The sequence below is a fragment of the Arthrobacter sp. 3Tela_A genome, assembly GCF_049311025.1.
GTDB lineage: Bacteria > Actinomycetota > Actinomycetes > Actinomycetales > Micrococcaceae > Arthrobacter_B.
Window position 1 is genome coordinate 36,602 of the sequence record NZ_JAXIOM010000011.1, and the last position, 15,098, is coordinate 51,699.

The window sequence follows — 15,098 nt, forward strand, 5'->3', positions numbered from 1 at the left end:
TCAGAGCAGCTGCCGCGCATTCGCCCGGGCGAGGTCGATGAGTTCGCGCCCGTTTCCGGCGATCACGGTCCGCAGCGCGTAGAGCGCGAAGCCCGTGGCCTGCTTCGCGTCGATCTTCGGCGGCATGGACAGCTCCTGCCGGTCCACCGCAACCGACACGAGCGCAGGCCCGTCGTGCGCAAAGGCGCGGCGCAGTGCCCCGTCCAGGTCCTCCGGGCGGCTCACGCTTTCCCCGTGCATCCCCACGGCCTGCGCCACCGCTCCAAAGTCCGGGTTCTCGAGTCCGGTGCCGAAGTTGACGATGCCGGCCGCCTTCATCTCCACCTCCACGAAGCTGAGCGCAGCGTTGTTGAACACCACGATCTTGATAGGCAGCTTGTGCTGTACGGCCGTCAGCAGTTCACCGAGCATCATCGCGAGGCCGCCGTCGCCGGCGAGCACCACCACCTGCCGGTTCCGGTCCACCGCCTGCGCGCCGAGGCCCAGCGGTGTTGCCGCGGCCATGGTGCCGTGCCAGAAGGAGCCGATCAGCCGCCGTCGCGGGCCAATGTGCAGGTGGCGGCAGGCCCAAATAACCGGAGTGCCGACGTCGGGCAGGAAGACCGCGTCCTCATCCGCCAGTTCGTCGATCAGGTGCGTGAGGTGCTGCGGATGGATGGGGCCCGGCCCCTGTTTCTCCAGGTCATCGAGCTGGGCGCGGGTGCGCCGGTAGTGGTCCAGCGACTTCTCCAGATGGGTGCGGTCCTGCTTCCGTTCGAGCAGCGGGAGCAGCGCCGCCGCCGTCTCCCGTACACCGCCGACCATGCCCTGGGTCAGCGGCGCCCGGCGGCCAAGCTGCTCGCCGCGGATGTCGATCTGCAGCATCTTCGCCTTCTCCGGATAGAACTGCTGGTACGGGAAATCCGTGCCAAGCATCAGCAGTGCGTCGCAGCTTTCCATCGCCCGGTACCCGGAGGCGAACCCGAGCAGGCCGGTCATGCCGACGTCGAACGGGTTGTCCCATTCGATGAACTCCTTGCCCCGCAGGGCGTGCACGATCGGCGCCCCGAGTGCGTCCGCGAGCGCGAGGACTTCCTCCCGGGCGCCCTCGACTCCGCCTCCGGCAAGGATCGTCACGTTTCCACAGGAGTTGAGCGTGTCCGCTGCCTCCTGGAGCTCGGCTGGCGAGGGAACCGTCACGGGACTGGAGCGCCGCACCTCGGGCACCCGGTCGCTGACGGCGTCCTGCGACGCCGTGTCCCCTGTGATCACGAGGACGGCGACGCCCTGCTTTTCGATGGCGGTGCGCATGGCGATCTCCAGCAGCCGCGGCATCTGCTCCGGGCTCAGCACCGTTTCGCAGAACACGGCGCAGTCGCGGAAGAGTTCCGTGGGCCGGGTCTCCTGGAAGTACTGGCTGCCGATCTCCTCGGTGGGAATGTGCGCAGCGATCGCGAGGACGGGGACCCGGCTCCGGTGCGCGTCGTAAAGGCCGTTGATCAGGTGCATGTTGCCGGGCCCGCAGCTGCCGGCGCAGACGGCGAGCTCACCCGTCAGCGCGGCTTCCCCGGCGGCCGCAAACGCGGCCTCCTCCTCGTGCCGGGTCAGCATCCACTCGATGCCCTTCTCCCGGCGGATGGCCTCGGTCACCGCGTTCAGGGAGTCACCGGGGACACCCCAGATCCGCTGGATTCCATTGGCTGCGAGGGTCTGGACGATGTTCTCGGCGATGGTGGCCATGGTGCTCCTCTGCTCGGGACTCAGACGGAGGGTCCAGTCTAGGACCCCGTGCTCCGGCAGTGCCAGCGAGGCCCCGGCGCCGCGTCCGGTCAAAGTCCCTGGGTCTCCTGCCCGGGGATCCGGCAGCGCTGCTAATCGTCTGCAGGCTTAAGGAGAATGACGTCCCGGCCGCACCTGAGTTCCAAGCCTGCGTCGCCGGGGCTGAGCGTGCAATCTTCTTCCGCAACCGCCTCCATGTCCGTCAGTGCCGGGCCTTCAAACCGCTGGTAGAGCGGGCCGGCGTAGGGCGTCCAGATTTCGACGCCGTAGCTCTGATACCGGACCAGGGCCCGGTGCCCTTCGCCGTCCGAATAGGACGAGTAGCTCCACACGGCGGCGATCAAAAGGAGGAAGAGGGAAAAGAGCGCCCAAATGGCGAGCAGGGACAGGTACAACAAGGTCAGCAGGGTTTTCAGGATCCAGCGCAGCCAACGGAGACGGATTCTGTTTAGGAGTGGTGGAAGCAGGCACGGGACCGCTATGGCCACGCAGATTCCGCCGAGGACGAAGAACACCAGGCTCCACATGCTTTCGTCCATGACCAGAAAAAAGAGGAGCCGCTGGCCATTTCCTCCGTGGACACTTATCCGTTCAAGCAGGAGGTGTCCGCCGAAGAGCAGCAGGCCGACGGCTCCGAGCAAGGTTCCCCAGCCCAAGCCCGGGCCAGGCCCGGAAACCGGCTGGTCCGGCGCTTCTTCCTCAGCTGGCAAGCCGTTTGCAGCCTCCGGTTCCGCTGCACCCATGTCCGCTCCCCTCGTTGTCAGAGAGCAGCATACGGGCAACGCAAGCGTCAGTACCCGCATGCCCTCCCGGTCGCCCCCACCGGTCAGGGAACTAGGCTGGGGGCATGGCGACAGTAATCCTCGTGCGGCACGGCCGCACCACAGCGAATGCCTCCGGCCTGCTGGCCGGCCGCACCCCCGGCGTCAGCCTCGACGACACCGGCCGGGACCAGGCGGCAGCGGCTGGTGACCGGCTCGCCGTCGTGCCCCTCGTGGGCGTGGTGTCCAGCCCGCTCGAGCGCTGCCGGCAGACCGCGCAGTTCATCCTGGACCGGCAGAAAGCCGCTCCGCACGCGCCGGTCGACGACGATCTCACCGAGTGTGATTACGGCCAGTGGCAGGGCGGCACCCTTGCCGACCTCGCGAAGGAGGACCTGTGGAAGGTGGTGCAGTCGCAGCCGTCGGCCGTGACCTTCCCGGGCGGTGAGTCCATGGCCACAATGCAGGCCCGTTCGGTCGCTGCGGTCCGCCGCCACGATGCGGCGTTCGAAGCCGAGCACGGACCTGGCGCAGTCTGGGCTGCGGTGAGCCACGGGGACATCATCAAATCAGTCCTGGCCGACGCGCTTGGCATGCATCTGGACATGTTCCAGCGCATCGACGTCGGGCCGGCGTCGCTGTCGATCGTGCGCTACGGCCCGGGGCGCCCCACCGTGCATGCCACCAATACCGATTCCGGAGACCTTTCGTGGCTGGCAGCTGTCCACGGGCAGGACGATGCGCCGGTGGGAGGTGGCGCGGGACACGCAGCGCCGCCCGCCCAAGGAGCCTAGAGTAGTCCTATGCCTACAACCGTTCATGATTTCGACTGGCCGGACCGCGTAGTAGTCGGCACCGTCGGCGTCCCCGGTCAGCGCACGTTCTACCTGCAGGCGCGGGCAGGCAAGCAGCTCATCAGCATCGCGATGGAGAAGCTGCAGGCGGACCAGCTGGCGGAGAAGATCGATGAGATCCTCGACCAGCTGATGACCATCGACGGCAACCCCTTCCATGTTCCCGCGAACACTCCCCTGGAACTCGTGGACAATGACGATCTGGGCCCTGTGGAGGAACAGTTCCGCGCCGGTGTGATGAGCCTTGGCTGGGACCCGACCACGGCGCAGGTCGTCATCGAGGCCTACCCCATCGAAGAAGTCGATGAGGACGACGACGGCCTCCTCGAGGAAGGCGACGACGACGATGCTGACGCCGCCGAGGTGCTGCGGGTGCGGATGCCTGTGGGCACCGCCCGCGCCTTCGCGAAGCGCACGCGGGAAGTGGTGGGCGCCGGGCGTCCGATCTGCGTGATCTGCGGACAGCCGATCGACGACGACGGCCACACCTGCGCCCTCCCCGAAAACTAATGCCGGAGCCTGACCTGCTCACCGATGAGCTGACACTCACCGGGCGGATTACGACGGCGTCGAACGCCACGTTCCTAGGCAGCATCGGCGACGCGGAAGTTGTCTATAAACCCATTGCGGGCGAGAAGCCGCTGTGGGATTTCCCCGACGGCTGCCTGGCGCACCGCGAAGTCGCCGCGTATCTGGTCTCCGAAGCCTTGGGGTGGAACATCGTGCCGCGCACCTGGCTGCGCGACGGCCCACTGGGCGAGGGCATGGTCCAGCTTTGGCAGGATGCCGATCCGGAGCAGGACGCGGTGGATCTGGTGCCTCTCGGTGAGGTGCCGGAGTCCGGGTTCAAGCTCGTGCTCGAGGGCGAGGACCAGGAAGGGCAGATCGTCGCCCTCATTCACGAGGACACTGCGGCGCTGCGGCGGATGGCGGTGTTCGACGTCGTCGTCAACAATGCCGACCGCAAAGGCAATCACATCCTTCCCATGCCCGGCGGGCACCGGTACGGCGTGGACCACGGGGTCACGCTCCACGCCGAGCACAAGCTGCGGACCGTGCTCTGGGGATGGATCGGTGAGTCTTTGAGCGCCGAGGAGCTCGCGGGCGTTGATCGCGTTCTCACTGCTTTGGAGGGTGAGCTTGGCGCGAAGCTGGCGGAGCTGCTGACCGCCGAGGAGATCGAGGCGCTTGCCGCGCGCTGTGCCCGGCTGCGCACGACGGCGGTGTTCCCGGGTCCGAGCGGCGGGATGCCTGCGGTTCCCTGGCCACTGTTTTAGCTAGGGTCTCCTTATCCTCCGTAGGGATCGTAATTGGCCAGAGCGATCAGCAGCCAAATAACAGCGGCCAGGACCGTTCCCTGCCAGATCAGAGACGGAATGATGTACAGGCGGGCGGCGCGTCTCTTGTTTCCGTTGATGAGTGCCACGACGAATCCCGCTACCCCTCCGAGCAGGACAATCAGGCCGGACAAGACAATGAAGTCCAAGGTGGGGTCGCCGGAGCCTCCCCGGCCCAGCATGCTGATGAGCGGACCGGTGATGATCACCCAGACGATCGTCACGAGGAGCATCCCCGTTATGGCCGCCCCACTGAAACGTGTCCTTTGGGGGTCTGTTGCGGGAGGAACCGAAGTCTTCCCCTGGCTCATGCCATCTTCCACCGCAGTTAGCCGAGACTTTCGAAAACCATCGTCGCCTGGATCCGGTCTCCACCGCCAAAGCCCTTGCTGCCGCTGCTCGCGGTGGTCACCGTGTGGAGCCTGTACCCTTTCGCAGCCTGTTCATTTATGGCCTGTTCCAGTGACGTCAGATTTCCTGATCCGGACCCCATGAATTTCTCTTTCAGAATTACTTGCAGAACTACATAGTGCGGCATGTTGTCCCCCATTTTTGTCGATTAGAAAGGGAATGCTACCGGATGGCTGTGGCCCACCTGGGGATTTCCTATGGCACTGGAGTTTGGTCTTGATTCGGTTCCATGACAAGGAATCTGTTGCGGGACTCGATGAGGTTCTGCATGTAACGGCCCAGCACCAGTTTCTCCACCAGTCGGCCAAGCGGGCCGAAGGGAGCTTCAAACTCGATGCGGTCGATCATGACCGTGCCGGCCGAATCCTCTTTGAATTCGTGCTCATGCCGGAACCGCTTGAACGGTCCTTTGACCTGCTCATCGACGAAGTAGTCTGGGGCTTCCATGCCGGTGATGCGACTCGTCATCCTGAGCGGGACACCGAAGTGCCAGGCCCGCCAGGTGACGTCCTCGCCCAGGGAAATGGGGCCCGTAGTCACACCCGCGACCGCCTCTTCGCGGGACCGGGCCATCGAGTCTTTGTGGGCGTCGATGTTCCGCGCACGGTCGAACAACTCGGCACTGGGCATGGTGGTCCGGGTGGCGCATTCGAAGGAAACGGTCATCTGTGGAGTATTGCAGCTAGCAGGCGGGGCGGGGCTTTCCATCTGCGTCGGAGAGGTTTTCGTGAAGCGCCTCCGGCACGAGTACCGGTACAAGGCTGACGAGCCGCACCTCTAGATGACTCCTCTCCTATAAACGGATGGGCGGAAGGAAGCACCGTTTGAGGTCTGTTCCGTCGCCGTCTAGGGTGGCCGGACAGCTACCACCGGCCAGAAGGAAACAATGAAGTCCGCCTTTCGTGCAGCCCTTCCCATCCTTGCGGTAGTCCTGCTCGGCACCGCCGTCGTCACCATCGGCGGCCTGGCAACGGACCAGACAGAGATCTTTCCAGTCACCGGAGCGCTGGCAGCCGTTGTTGCCGGAATCGTGGCGGGCCTGCGTCATTGGCAGTTCATGCCGTGGCTTCCAGTTGCGGCGATGATCGCGACCGCCGGCGGGTATATGGCCAATAACTCCAACTGGATGCTCGCCGGCTTCTTCGCCGTCATCACCTTGCTTGCATGGCACGGGCTGCAGCGCGAAAAGCCTGGCTCCGCTGCCGCCGTCAGGCACTGACTTTCCCTCGTGAATCAGCCTGCACTATTCGGCTTCAACAAAAGGATCATTGATGCAAAACAAACCGAACCGCAACTTCATCACTCTGCTGCTCACGATGTCGCTGGCGGCAGGAGCCCTCGTCCTGAACATTCCGGCGCTTTTCGGATCGCCCGGACCAGGGCAGCTCTGGCTCACCGCAGGGCTCGGATTGCTCGCTGCTGCGCTGGGAACGGGTGTTGTGCTCCTTCGCCCGCAGCGCCGGGCCAACGGCGCCTAGCCGGCACCCGGTGGAAAGGTTCCGGATTCAGTCGACCGGCCAGCAGATCTGGGTGCGCGCGTTCTCCGGGATCTGCTCGGTCTCGGGATCTGCAAGGTAGTTCTCCCACATCACTTCGCGCGGTTTGAGCTTGTGATCAGTGAAGAAGCTCTCGACATCCGCGTAGGTGTTTGCCAAAGTGTCGAACGAACCAATGTGCGTCGCCTCGACAATCCTTCCTGCCGGAAGATGCCCCGGCACAACGTTCCCGGCAGGATCGATGATGCCGGGAACCGGGAACCCTGCTTCGACGTTGACCAGGGCTCCGGGCTGTCCGTAGTACTTGCCGAACGGCGGGCCCACAGGCTGCACGCCCTGTTTCTGCAGAGCCGCCATGATGTCGGAGAACGCGTGCGAGAAGAAGTCTGCCAGTCCGGCCATCGGCACCTGCCCGCGAATGGCAGCCGTCGCCTGCTCGGGGCGTTCGGTGATCTTGATGTCCGTCATGCTTTCCACGCTAACCTTCCCCCGCAACCCAGGACAGGGAACGGGCTAACCGCCCACCCCGGCGGGCAGAACCGCGGAGACCCGGATGCCGCCGGCGGGCCTTCCCGCAATAGTGAGGATTCCGTCGTGGGCCTGGACAATGTTCTTGAGGATGGCCAGTCCCAAGCCGGCGCCCACCAGGCCCGAACGCACACGGTCCGTGCCGCGCTGGAACGGCTCGGTAAGTGTTGAGATCAGGTCCGGCGCCAGTGTCTCGCCGGTGTTTCCCACGATGAGTTCGATGCTCCACTGGCCCACTTCGGTCCTCGCCCACACTCTGCCGTCCTCGGGCAGATTATGGATGATCGCATTGTGCAGGAGATTGGTTGTCAGCTGGCGCAGCAGCGCACGGGAGCCGACGGCGTCGGCCACACCGCCGTAGGTGTGAAGGCTGACGCGGCGTTTTTCCGCGAGAGGCAGCAGGGTCTCGGCTGCTTCATCGAGGAGCAGGGACAGGTCAACCGGTTCGCTGGTGAAGGTCTTCTGGTCTGCGCGGCTAAGCATGAGCTGGGCCTCGGTGAGGTCGACGGCGCGGACGTTGACGGCGTGCAGCCGGTCGAGGAGTGAGTCCACGTCCCGGTTCGGATCGTTCCAGGAGGAATTCGGCGCCGTTTTCGTCTGGTCGATGTACCTGGCGATCGCCGCTGACGGGTACCTGCGCTACGGCGATGACCCGGTCCGGGCGCTGGCCGCCCGCTTCGTCGGGATCACGGACCAGCTCTATGTGCCGCCGTGGTCTGCCCAGTGGTACGTGAAGGAGGCGCTGAGCCATCGGGTGGACGGGGTGGTGCATCTGGTGGCGGACGATACACCCGGCAGCGGGTTTATTACCGAGGCCCTGGAGGCTGAGGGGATTCCAGTGCTGGAGATCCGGGCCAACAATGCCGACCAGCGGTCCAGCGATGCCGCCCGCATCCCCGAGCGGATGGCCGAGTTTATCCGCCGCCGTGTCTGATTCCAGCTGCCGCTTCCGCTGCCTCTGTTGGTCGCGCCGGGCCTGCCGTGGGTAGCGGCGCGGGGCCGGCGGGCCCGTTCCGGTATCCGAACTTCTCCTGGTACTTCACCGGGCAGGTCCTCTCAAACACCGGCGTCTGGTTCCAGAACCTCGCCCTGCAGCTGGTGGTCCTTGGGGCGACCGGCAGTGCCCAGGCCCTGAGCGGCATCACTATTGCCCAGTTCCTGCCGATCTTCCTGCTCGGCATACCGGCAGGGCGGCTGCTGGACCGGGTGGCACCGCGCACTGTGCTGCTGGCGACGTCGCTGGCTTCCGCCGTTGTCACCGCCAGCCTGGTCTTTGTGGTGACCCGGGATCCGGATCTGTGGCTGCTTTACGGCATGGTGGGGGTGCTGGGTTCGGTCCAGGCCTTTGAACGGGTGGCTGCGCAGACCATCATCTTCGAGCTGGTGGGCCCGGACAGCCTGTCCAAGGCTGCGTCCATCAGCACCATTTCGCTGGCCGCTGCCCGGTCGGTGGGCCCGGCGCTGGCCGGACTCGCTTTCCAGGGACTCGGGCCCAGCGCGTGCATCCTTATTAACGCCGCCGCCTACCTGCTGGTGTTTGCTTCGCGGCTGCGGATCCTTCCGGACGAGCTACACCGGCGTTCGTCCCAGGCCCAGCAGCGGCCGCGGCGAAACGAGATCAAATCGGTGGGGGCAGCGGCGTCGGGCGCCTTCCGGCGAAGCCGGGACGTGAACACCCTGCTGGTGGTCAACGTGGTGATTTCCCTCTTGGCCATGAACTTCGGGCTGGTGCTCACCTCTACCGTGAATCTCTCCTACGGCGGTGATGCCGGCGCGGTGGGCGCTGTTCACACCCTCAACGCTGTGGGCGCGGTACTGGGCGGGATCCTGGCCGCCCGGCGGCCGCGGGTGTCGGTGCGGTCCATGATTGCGGCAACCAGCATTTTCGGAGCGGCGCTGGCCCTTAATGCCGCAGCCCCCACGCTCCTGCTCTTCCTGGCAGCCGCTCCGGTCTTGGGCATTGCGGTGGGCTATTACCAAGGGATTGTGAACGCTGCGGCCCAGGAATCGGTACGGCCGCAGTTCATTGGGCGCATGATGTCCCTGATGACGATGGGAAGTTACGGCATGGTGCCATTTGGGGCGCTGCTGATGGGCTGGGTGATCGATGCCAGCTCCGGCCGGGTCGCCCTGGCCGTCTCTGCGGTGAGCGCGTTTGTCTGTCTGGTGGTGGTGCTGGTCCGGACGCGGCCCGCGCCGAAGTAGGGGTGCTTGTTAGCTGTCCGGGGTGGCGCCGTCGGCTTCACGGTTGAGGCCCTTTAGGCGGCTGGCCGCCAGCCGGGACGGCACGTGCCGCGGCCGGCTGGTGATCTGCCGGCGGAAGACTGCTTCTGCCTCGGCTTCGTCATCGCCGAAGTATCCGCCGGCAAGGACCTCGGCAGCGTGGTCCAGGACGCCGACGATCGAGTTTCCGAGGTCTTTTCCGATATGGCTGGTTAGGCGCTGTTCGTGGTCGCGCAGTTCCTGCGTGCAGGCCTGCACCACGTCCCAGCCGGCTTCGGTGAGCTGGACGAGGCGTATCCGCCGGTTGGTCGGGTGGCTTCCCCGTTCCACGAGTCCGAGCTCGAGGAGTTCGTTCGCCACGAGGTGCGCGGCCTGGGAGCTGACGAAGGTCCTTCGTCCCAGCTGGGCGTTGGAGAGCGGCAAGCCTTCCCCCAGGACCTGGAGCACGAGGAACTGGGACAGCGTCACGCCGTGGGCCAGTGCCAGGTTCTCGGTAAACCGGTCGAGTGCCCTGCCGAGACGATAGGCCGTGTAGTTAAGGCGATCGGTCGCGGGCTCGCCGCGTTCGTCTCGTTCAAGCTCCATCAGGGGAGAATATCAAGTTATTTGCGATTCTCTGGTGCTCTGCGTGCGGGGATGCGTTTGAGGTGGACTCCCGCCCACATTGGGCCGCGCGCCAACGGCCCGGCGAACCGTAAACAAAGTCAGGCGGCGGTCAGCACATAAACCGCACCCATCTCTTTCTCTTCAGAGAGAAGGACGACATGCACAGCGACTATGAAGAAGTGTATGCATTGGGCAGCTTTCCCCTGCAGTCTGGAATGACGCTGCGGAATGCACGCCTCGCCTACAAAACCTATGGGACCTTGAACGAGCACCACAGCAACGCGATTCTCTACCCCACCAGGTATTCCGGACGCCCTTGGGACAACGAGTGGCTGATCGGTGAGGGGATGAGCTAGACCCGGCGAAGTACTTCATCATCGTCGTCAACAATGCCGTCCGCAAAAGCCACCACGCCCTGGCCAGTCCCGTCCAACACCGCTACGCCGTAGACCACGGGCTCACGTTCCAGACCGACCACAAGCTGGAGAGTGTGTTGTGTGCTGGACCGGCGAGGCGTTGAACCCTGATGAAGTCGATCACTGAGGAAATGAAGGTATTGCTTCCGCTGGCAAAGCCTTGGACAACGTCTCCCAAAAAACATGACAGACAGAATGTCATCCACCGTTAGAGACACGGCACCTAGTAGGATCACGCCATGTCTAAATATCGTTTGACCGGCCTCAGTTCACCTTGGGGCGGAGTGCAGTGGGAAATCGGGCTGAGCGACAGGGACATCGCCGTCAATTTGATCGACGAGCTAGAGAACAGACGAATATTGTTCCAGTCCACTACCCGTGAAGATGCCTCTCATTGCGCCGCCTCGGCGAGCTACGTCCGGGAGTTTATCGGAACTCTTTTGCGTACCCCAGGAATCGGAAGGGACCTCAAACTTGAACTGAAGGCGATTCGAACCGCGTTCATGAACTTTATGACCCAGTTGAGCGACGCAAACCTAAACAGGCTTGGGCCTGTCGACATAGCCGCGCTCGAAAGGGTCCTCACTCACCTCCGCTTGGAAGTTGGGGATCGCATTGGGATAATCGCGGCTACATATGATGTCGAAGTATCAGTGGAGTTAGCGACAATTATTCCAGACAAAAACAATTGGTTCTTCAATGTCTAGATAAAGCCTAGCTCTATTGACCAGAGAGGTTAGGTACGTAGCTGGTGGGGAGCTGACCTTTGAGCGAGGTGGGGACTGTCCCTACTTTTGTTGATTGGGGGACTTAGGTCGCTGTGGTCGCGGCTTGGTTGTTGTTTCATATTTGGTTGGCGTGCGTTTTCCAACCGTTGTTGCCGTCGCAGGCGGTGGTAGGCCCTTCCGATCCAGATCGTCACGCCGAGTCGGATTTCACGCCGGGTGTCCCCCCTGACGCGCAGAACGTTCTTCGGCAGCAGGGAGAAGAACGATTCCATCGCAGCATTGTCAACCAGCAATAGCCTTGCATGCTAAATCCCAACACCCCGCAGATCACTGTCGCTTAAACACCGTCGGCGGTAAGACCCATGACCAGCAGGAGCCACTACCCAGCAGTAGCCCACTCGGATGACGCCGCCGCAATCGACGAGGGGCGCTCGGAAAGCAGGGCTTCTAATCGTCGCCTAGGAAACTAGAGATGGCTTTGCAGCTCCACTTAATACGAGATGCAGCGGGTAACGATCAATCATTTGGAGATACAGTGAGTGGAAGCCACCCTTTTAGCGACGTCTCGTCTAGGCCTTTCGAGTGAGCGAGCTCGTGGGGGCAGTGTGGGAGTTCATCTTGCACCGACTCGATAGTGCGTATCTCTTTGTCGCTTCGCTCCTAGCCCTCGCAACAATTTGTGGCCAGGTTCTCCTTGACGACATCACCGCTCTCAGCCGCCATAGTGGCGGCCTCTCCCCCACATTTCACACGTTCACTGTCGTCTCCGAGTTCATTTCGGGCAACCAATCGTCCTGGATCCAAAAAACCTCGCACTGGTTCGCCGAACGTTCTGAGTTTTTGCATCCCGCAGCAGTTCTCCTGCTGTTAGGAGCGGGGTGGGTGGTCGGACGGCAAGGCAGCGACTCACTGAAAACGAAATCCAGCGCAACACTGATCCTTAGCTGGGTTTTGGTGGTCAATACCGGGGGCATGACCTTTGGAAGCTGGGCTCTTTTGATCGGCGTGTTTGTCGTCGCTTCACTGGTCCCGCGGGACGGTAACAAACCCGGTGGTGAGGAAATGGTGATGGCGGTTGTCGGCGTTGTTGCCGCCGCTTTGTATAGTGTCTTGGTCGTTGTCTTCTGGCTCATCGGAAAGACACGGAGCCAAACCCGCTCGACGGAAAACCACGGGCGACTGAAACGTGGAACAGACAACGATTATCTTGGGTAGGACCCTCATTCCGGGCTTTCGTCCGCTGGTCCGCTGGTCCGCCGATCGAACCTTCGCCCCTGCTTGTCTGAGTGATAGAACCAAACAAAAACACCAACGCATCGGCTTCGACGGGCGAGCACTGGAGCGCTGGGCTCACGGTCAGTTATCTAAGGCGCCCCCACCTCTGAACTAACGAAGCGACGATCGAGAACATGCTTAGACGAATGCGCACCATAGACTCAGCAGATCCATGGGTGAGCGCAGCGGTGGAACGGCTGTTGGACGCAGCCCTGCTGCCGGCACTACGGCCAGAAACGATGCTCCAACGCCTGCGACAGCACATGCCCTCTGTACTCTCTGAGGAAGCACGCAAACTGAAGTGATCGACACGTTGCCGCTAAGGGTTAGCCACTGGTTCCATACGCACTTGACGCGTCGAGCCTCCACCAAACCCAGATGCTTTCCTCGCAAAAATGGCCGGTGCGGCTCAGCTCGTCAGGAAACCACAAGCTGCTCTCGGGTTGATCGGTGTCACCAGGGCGTGAGGTTTGAAAAACGATCTCAGGAAGCTGCAAGCACGACCTAGCAATTACCGAGGTTTATCCTTGGACGACTGAGTCATGGTGTAACCCTCTGGCGCTAGATCACTGACACCCCTCCAAAACCCGCCATAGTTCCAAGACTGTCCCTGTGCATATTCCAAAACCGCATAAATGCTTGAGGCAATGACTTTGTCGGGGAGATCACCGAAGACGGCTTGTCGAGCATCCTCATCATTATCGAGACGCTGCGCCGCGGGCATCACTCTGTCTTGGTGGTAGGCAGAGCAACTTGGGTAGAACGAGGCAGATAGTTGCCTATCGTCTGATGCCAAAGACAGACAGCACCATATGAAGTCAAATTGGCAGAGGGAGTCCAAGGAGGCTTCGTTGAGGCTGTTTTTATCTGCGTCGAGAATGTCTGGGCGGAGCTCTTGGTACTCCAGCATGATTTCGGATGACAAGGCAATTATGCCGCCACCCCGCGAGGTTCCTTGCACATCTGCGAAGAGATTTACTCGTGAAGCCATCGTGAGTCCATGCCGGATCCACGACCTATACGAATAGGTGTCATCACCAATCTTCCGCAATACCAAGGTGGGTATTGCCTCATACATGTCTTCCCTGACTGCGGCAGCGCCGATAGCCATGATACGGAGAGTTATCTCCAGCCACCGCGCTTCAGCTCCGGCCCTCCCCGCTGTCTGTGTGGGCTCGATAAGATAGCTCTTGTACAACTCAAACAAGGTATCCGAAGCTTGCTCAATGGCCTTTAGATCCTTGACGATGACCGCCTCCGCGGCGACTGCGGCAATTCGGTTTAGGGCAAGGATCCTTCCCTCATCGTTGTCGCTTCCTCGATACGAACCCTTAGCAGTGACCAGGAATCGTTTGAGCGCACTGTGGTTTTGAGCGTCCAACACGGTGTGTATCGCTTCGGTAAAAGTGGATGGATCCATGGCCAGGTCTGGGATTATCGAGACCGGGTTGGTTCCGGTACCCATCATTTGGACGACGCGACGTATCAAGGAGTCAACGTCAGCACGGGCCGCCACTCGCTCTTGGTCACGGAAGTTCTCCAATATTTGTGCCCACGTTTGGTGGCGCACCAAAGCATTAGTCGTACCTTCGCGCGTATAGACGGAACCGACACGGAAATGGATGATAGGTGCTCCGTTGGAGGGGCTCTTCGACACCCCATCTTTAGACATTATTGCAGGAATGCCATCGGCGGGAGGACCTATATAGATGACTGCCATACAGGCGGACTGGCCCCTGATCATTATGGTGTGCACTTGGGCGCGGATATCTACAGCCGCGTCAACATACCCCTTTACCGTCTGGGCAAGCCTTCCCGAATCAAACATCTCTTTGGTCGGCGGATCGATGCCTATGGCTGGCGTCCCATCATCCTCGGCCCCCACTACCAGATACCCGCCTCTAGGAAGGTTCATCATGGCAGCACAATCCTTGATGAAGTCCATTTTCTTCCCCTTGCTACCGAGATCCAGCTCTCGTTTAAAGTCCAGGGAGGGGAACTCGGCACCTGCGGCAAGGAGCTCGACGAGCTTTTCTTCCCCTACCTGACCATCACATGCAAAAGGCTGTAACTGCATGGCCCTAGCGTCTGAGTCATGAGGGGAATCGCTCATGTGGGGCACTTCTTTCCAAGTTGGAGTATGGTGAAATTCGAGGGGTCTGCCATTCTACAGAATCCTCGCTCCTGCGAAAACGCAGTACTTGGCGGCCACCAAAGGTCTTCCAGTTCGGCGCACCTGCGGCCAGCTGGCTTTGGCTGGGCCTCGCTAGTTCTCCTGTTCTGCCTTGAATATGGTCAGCCAGCCCGGCAGCTGCTTGTCCACTGAAGTCCTTAGTGTCCGATAGTTTGCCGGTACTGTCGGCGTTGGTTCTGCATGAAGCTGTAGAGCGTGGCCTCGTCCTCTATGTATCCACGGGGGAACCGTCCATGTTCCTAGCGGAAGTTAACCAGCACCGCGCAGCATTCATCACAGCTGGGTTTCGGTTTCTTGAGTCCCCCAGGCGGAAGGGCCGATTGGTCGTGGACCATGTGCCGGGCCCCGAACAGGTGGGGGTGGTAAGTGATCCTGGTCCGGATATGGTCATACGTCTTCCGGTACGGGACCTGGTATAGCAGCCCGATGTACCACGATTTCAGGCCTTTGGCCCACATGTAGAACCACGCTCGGCGGACCTCGGCCTCGGAAGGTTCCCGCTTTGTAATGC

20 protein-coding genes and 1 pseudogene are annotated in these 15,098 nt (G+C 62.0%); 10 read left to right on the forward strand and 11 right to left on the reverse strand.

Annotation, left to right across the window (positions count from 1 at the left end; translation table 11 throughout):
* Together poxB and TVC13_RS05610 are read right to left on the reverse strand one after the other, a co-directional pair.
* Positions 1–1,719, reverse strand: a complete 1,719-nt coding sequence (gene poxB / locus TVC13_RS05605) for a ubiquinone-dependent pyruvate dehydrogenase (protein WP_422400242.1) — start codon at positions 1,717–1,719, stop codon at positions 1–3.
* Positions 1,720–1,850: 131 nt separating this feature from the next.
* The gene (locus tag TVC13_RS05610; protein WP_422400243.1) at positions 1,851–2,501 is read right to left on the reverse strand and encodes a hypothetical protein; all 651 of its coding nucleotides are present in this window, start codon (positions 2,499–2,501) and stop codon (positions 1,851–1,853) included.
* A 104-nt stretch (positions 2,502–2,605) separates the two neighbouring features.
* On the opposite strand from TVC13_RS05610, the gene TVC13_RS05615 reads away from it, so the two are divergent.
* From TVC13_RS05615 to TVC13_RS05625, 3 genes are read left to right on the forward strand one after another with little or no spacing between them, the layout of a single operon-like run.
* Positions 2,606–3,313, forward strand: coding sequence for a histidine phosphatase family protein (locus tag TVC13_RS05615; protein WP_422400244.1), 708 nt, complete (start codon positions 2,606–2,608; stop codon positions 3,311–3,313).
* Between the two features lie 9 nt (positions 3,314–3,322).
* Entirely contained in the window at positions 3,323–3,883 is a 561-nt protein-coding gene (locus tag TVC13_RS05620) for a DUF3090 family protein (RefSeq protein ID WP_422400245.1), read from the forward strand.
* Positions 3,883–4,650, forward strand: a complete 768-nt coding sequence (locus TVC13_RS05625; protein ID WP_422400246.1) for an SCO1664 family protein — start codon at positions 3,883–3,885, stop codon at positions 4,648–4,650. The genes TVC13_RS05620 and TVC13_RS05625 overlap by 1 nt, the downstream gene beginning before the upstream one ends.
* 11 nt (positions 4,651–4,661) lie before the next feature.
* On the opposite strand, the gene TVC13_RS05630 is transcribed toward TVC13_RS05625, so the two are convergent.
* The 3 genes from TVC13_RS05630 to TVC13_RS05640 form a co-directional block, all read right to left on the reverse strand.
* Complete coding sequence (locus TVC13_RS05630; RefSeq protein ID WP_422400247.1) at positions 4,662–4,934, reverse strand: hypothetical protein; 273 nt, start codon at positions 4,932–4,934, stop codon at positions 4,662–4,664.
* A 104-nt stretch (positions 4,935–5,038) separates the two neighbouring features.
* Positions 5,039–5,260, reverse strand: a complete 222-nt coding sequence (locus TVC13_RS05635; RefSeq protein ID WP_422400248.1) for a DUF4177 domain-containing protein — start codon at positions 5,258–5,260, stop codon at positions 5,039–5,041.
* A 56-nt stretch (positions 5,261–5,316) separates the two neighbouring features.
* Positions 5,317–5,787, reverse strand: a complete 471-nt coding sequence (locus TVC13_RS05640) for an SRPBCC family protein (protein ID WP_422400249.1) — start codon at positions 5,785–5,787, stop codon at positions 5,317–5,319.
* A gap of 220 nt (positions 5,788–6,007) precedes the next feature.
* Here TVC13_RS05640 and TVC13_RS05645 point away from each other — a divergent pair, with 220 nt between their 5' ends.
* The gene (locus TVC13_RS05645; RefSeq protein WP_422400250.1) at positions 6,008–6,340 is read left to right on the forward strand and encodes a hypothetical protein; all 333 of its coding nucleotides are present in this window, start codon (positions 6,008–6,010) and stop codon (positions 6,338–6,340) included.
* A 52-nt stretch (positions 6,341–6,392) separates the two neighbouring features.
* Positions 6,393–6,599 (forward strand): hypothetical protein, encoded by a 207-nt coding sequence (locus TVC13_RS05650; protein WP_422400251.1) that lies wholly within the window; start codon positions 6,393–6,395, stop codon positions 6,597–6,599.
* 27 nt (positions 6,600–6,626) lie between these two features.
* Here the strand turns inward: TVC13_RS05650 and TVC13_RS05655 are convergent, their stop codons facing one another.
* Positions 6,627–7,085 (reverse strand): GyrI-like domain-containing protein, encoded by a 459-nt coding sequence (locus TVC13_RS05655; RefSeq protein ID WP_422400252.1) that lies wholly within the window; start codon positions 7,083–7,085, stop codon positions 6,627–6,629.
* A 45-nt stretch (positions 7,086–7,130) separates the two neighbouring features.
* Positions 7,131–7,697 carry an ATP-binding protein gene (locus tag TVC13_RS05660; protein WP_422400253.1) on the reverse strand — a complete coding sequence of 189 codons (567 nt, stop codon included), beginning with the start codon at positions 7,695–7,697 and terminating at the stop codon, positions 7,131–7,133.
* A 52-nt stretch (positions 7,698–7,749) separates the two neighbouring features.
* Here TVC13_RS05660 and TVC13_RS05665 point away from each other — a divergent pair, with 52 nt between their 5' ends.
* Together TVC13_RS05665 and TVC13_RS05670 are read left to right on the forward strand one after the other, a co-directional pair.
* The gene (locus tag TVC13_RS05665) at positions 7,750–8,079 is read left to right on the forward strand and encodes a hypothetical protein (RefSeq protein WP_422400254.1); all 330 of its coding nucleotides are present in this window, start codon (positions 7,750–7,752) and stop codon (positions 8,077–8,079) included.
* Positions 8,080–8,126: 47 nt separating this feature from the next.
* Positions 8,127–9,350: an MFS transporter gene (locus tag TVC13_RS05670; RefSeq protein WP_422400255.1), complete on the forward strand. Its 1,224-nt coding sequence runs from the start codon at positions 8,127–8,129 to the stop codon at positions 9,348–9,350.
* A gap of 9 nt (positions 9,351–9,359) precedes the next feature.
* On the opposite strand, the gene TVC13_RS05675 is transcribed toward TVC13_RS05670, so the two are convergent.
* The gene (locus TVC13_RS05675) at positions 9,360–9,953 is read right to left on the reverse strand and encodes a MarR family winged helix-turn-helix transcriptional regulator (protein WP_422400256.1); all 594 of its coding nucleotides are present in this window, start codon (positions 9,951–9,953) and stop codon (positions 9,360–9,362) included.
* A 179-nt stretch (positions 9,954–10,132) separates the two neighbouring features.
* Here TVC13_RS05675 and TVC13_RS05680 point away from each other — a divergent pair, with 179 nt between their 5' ends.
* Positions 10,133–10,330, forward strand: a complete 198-nt coding sequence (locus TVC13_RS05680) for a hypothetical protein (RefSeq protein ID WP_422400257.1) — start codon at positions 10,133–10,135, stop codon at positions 10,328–10,330.
* Here the strand turns inward: TVC13_RS05680 and TVC13_RS05685 are convergent.
* Positions 10,327–10,452: a hypothetical protein gene (locus TVC13_RS05685; protein WP_422400258.1), complete on the reverse strand. Its 126-nt coding sequence runs from the start codon at positions 10,450–10,452 to the stop codon at positions 10,327–10,329. The genes TVC13_RS05680 and TVC13_RS05685 overlap by 4 nt on opposite strands.
* Positions 10,453–10,629: 177 nt before the next feature.
* Between TVC13_RS05685 and TVC13_RS05690 the strand changes: the two genes are divergently transcribed.
* Positions 10,630–11,097, forward strand: coding sequence for a DUF6650 family protein (locus tag TVC13_RS05690; RefSeq protein ID WP_422400259.1), 468 nt, complete (start codon positions 10,630–10,632; stop codon positions 11,095–11,097).
* An 81-nt stretch (positions 11,098–11,178) separates the two neighbouring features.
* Here TVC13_RS05690 and TVC13_RS05695 read toward each other — a convergent pair.
* Positions 11,179–11,402: pseudogene (locus tag TVC13_RS05695) on the reverse strand (hypothetical protein); the annotation flags it as partial.
* Between the two features lie 298 nt (positions 11,403–11,700).
* Here TVC13_RS05695 and TVC13_RS05700 point away from each other — a divergent pair.
* A complete protein-coding gene (locus tag TVC13_RS05700; protein ID WP_422400260.1) occupies positions 11,701–12,333 on the forward strand; it encodes a hypothetical protein in 633 nt (210 codons plus the stop codon).
* 571 nt (positions 12,334–12,904) lie between these two features.
* Here TVC13_RS05700 and TVC13_RS05705 read toward each other — a convergent pair.
* Positions 12,905–14,506 (reverse strand): helix-turn-helix domain-containing protein, encoded by a 1,602-nt coding sequence (locus TVC13_RS05705; protein WP_422400261.1) that lies wholly within the window; start codon positions 14,504–14,506, stop codon positions 12,905–12,907.
* Positions 14,507–15,098 lie beyond the last annotated feature (592 nt).

What these genes read in the sequence shown, in the direction of transcription:
- TVC13_RS05705 (WP_422400261.1), bottom strand. Translation starts at nt 14,506, where the DNA reads ATGAGCGATTCCCCTCATGACTCAGACGCTAGGGCCATGCAGTTACAG.
- TVC13_RS05625 (WP_422400246.1), top strand. Translation starts at nt 3,883, where the DNA reads ATGCCGGAGCCTGACCTGCTCACCGATGAGCTGACACTCACCGGGCGG.
- TVC13_RS05620 (WP_422400245.1), top strand. Translation starts at nt 3,323, where the DNA reads ATGCCTACAACCGTTCATGATTTCGACTGGCCGGACCGCGTAGTAGTC.
- TVC13_RS05640 (WP_422400249.1), bottom strand. Translation starts at nt 5,787, where the DNA reads ATGACCGTTTCCTTCGAATGCGCCACCCGGACCACCATGCCCAGTGCC.
- TVC13_RS05635 (WP_422400248.1), bottom strand. Translation starts at nt 5,260, where the DNA reads ATGGGGGACAACATGCCGCACTATGTAGTTCTGCAAGTAATTCTGAAA.
- TVC13_RS05655 (WP_422400252.1), bottom strand. Translation starts at nt 7,085, where the DNA reads ATGACGGACATCAAGATCACCGAACGCCCCGAGCAGGCGACGGCTGCC.
- TVC13_RS05610 (WP_422400243.1), bottom strand. Translation starts at nt 2,501, where the DNA reads ATGGGTGCAGCGGAACCGGAGGCTGCAAACGGCTTGCCAGCTGAGGAA.
- TVC13_RS05615 (WP_422400244.1), top strand. Translation starts at nt 2,606, where the DNA reads ATGGCGACAGTAATCCTCGTGCGGCACGGCCGCACCACAGCGAATGCC.
- poxB (WP_422400242.1), bottom strand. Translation starts at nt 1,719, where the DNA reads ATGGCCACCATCGCCGAGAACATCGTCCAGACCCTCGCAGCCAATGGA.
- TVC13_RS05690 (WP_422400259.1), top strand. Translation starts at nt 10,630, where the DNA reads ATGTCTAAATATCGTTTGACCGGCCTCAGTTCACCTTGGGGCGGAGTG.
- TVC13_RS05680 (WP_422400257.1), top strand. Translation starts at nt 10,133, where the DNA reads ATGCACAGCGACTATGAAGAAGTGTATGCATTGGGCAGCTTTCCCCTG.
- TVC13_RS05675 (WP_422400256.1), bottom strand. Translation starts at nt 9,953, where the DNA reads ATGGAGCTTGAACGAGACGAACGCGGCGAGCCCGCGACCGATCGCCTT.
- TVC13_RS05650 (WP_422400251.1), top strand. Translation starts at nt 6,393, where the DNA reads ATGCAAAACAAACCGAACCGCAACTTCATCACTCTGCTGCTCACGATG.
- TVC13_RS05645 (WP_422400250.1), top strand. Translation starts at nt 6,008, where the DNA reads ATGAAGTCCGCCTTTCGTGCAGCCCTTCCCATCCTTGCGGTAGTCCTG.
- TVC13_RS05665 (WP_422400254.1), top strand. Translation starts at nt 7,750, where the DNA reads ATGTACCTGGCGATCGCCGCTGACGGGTACCTGCGCTACGGCGATGAC.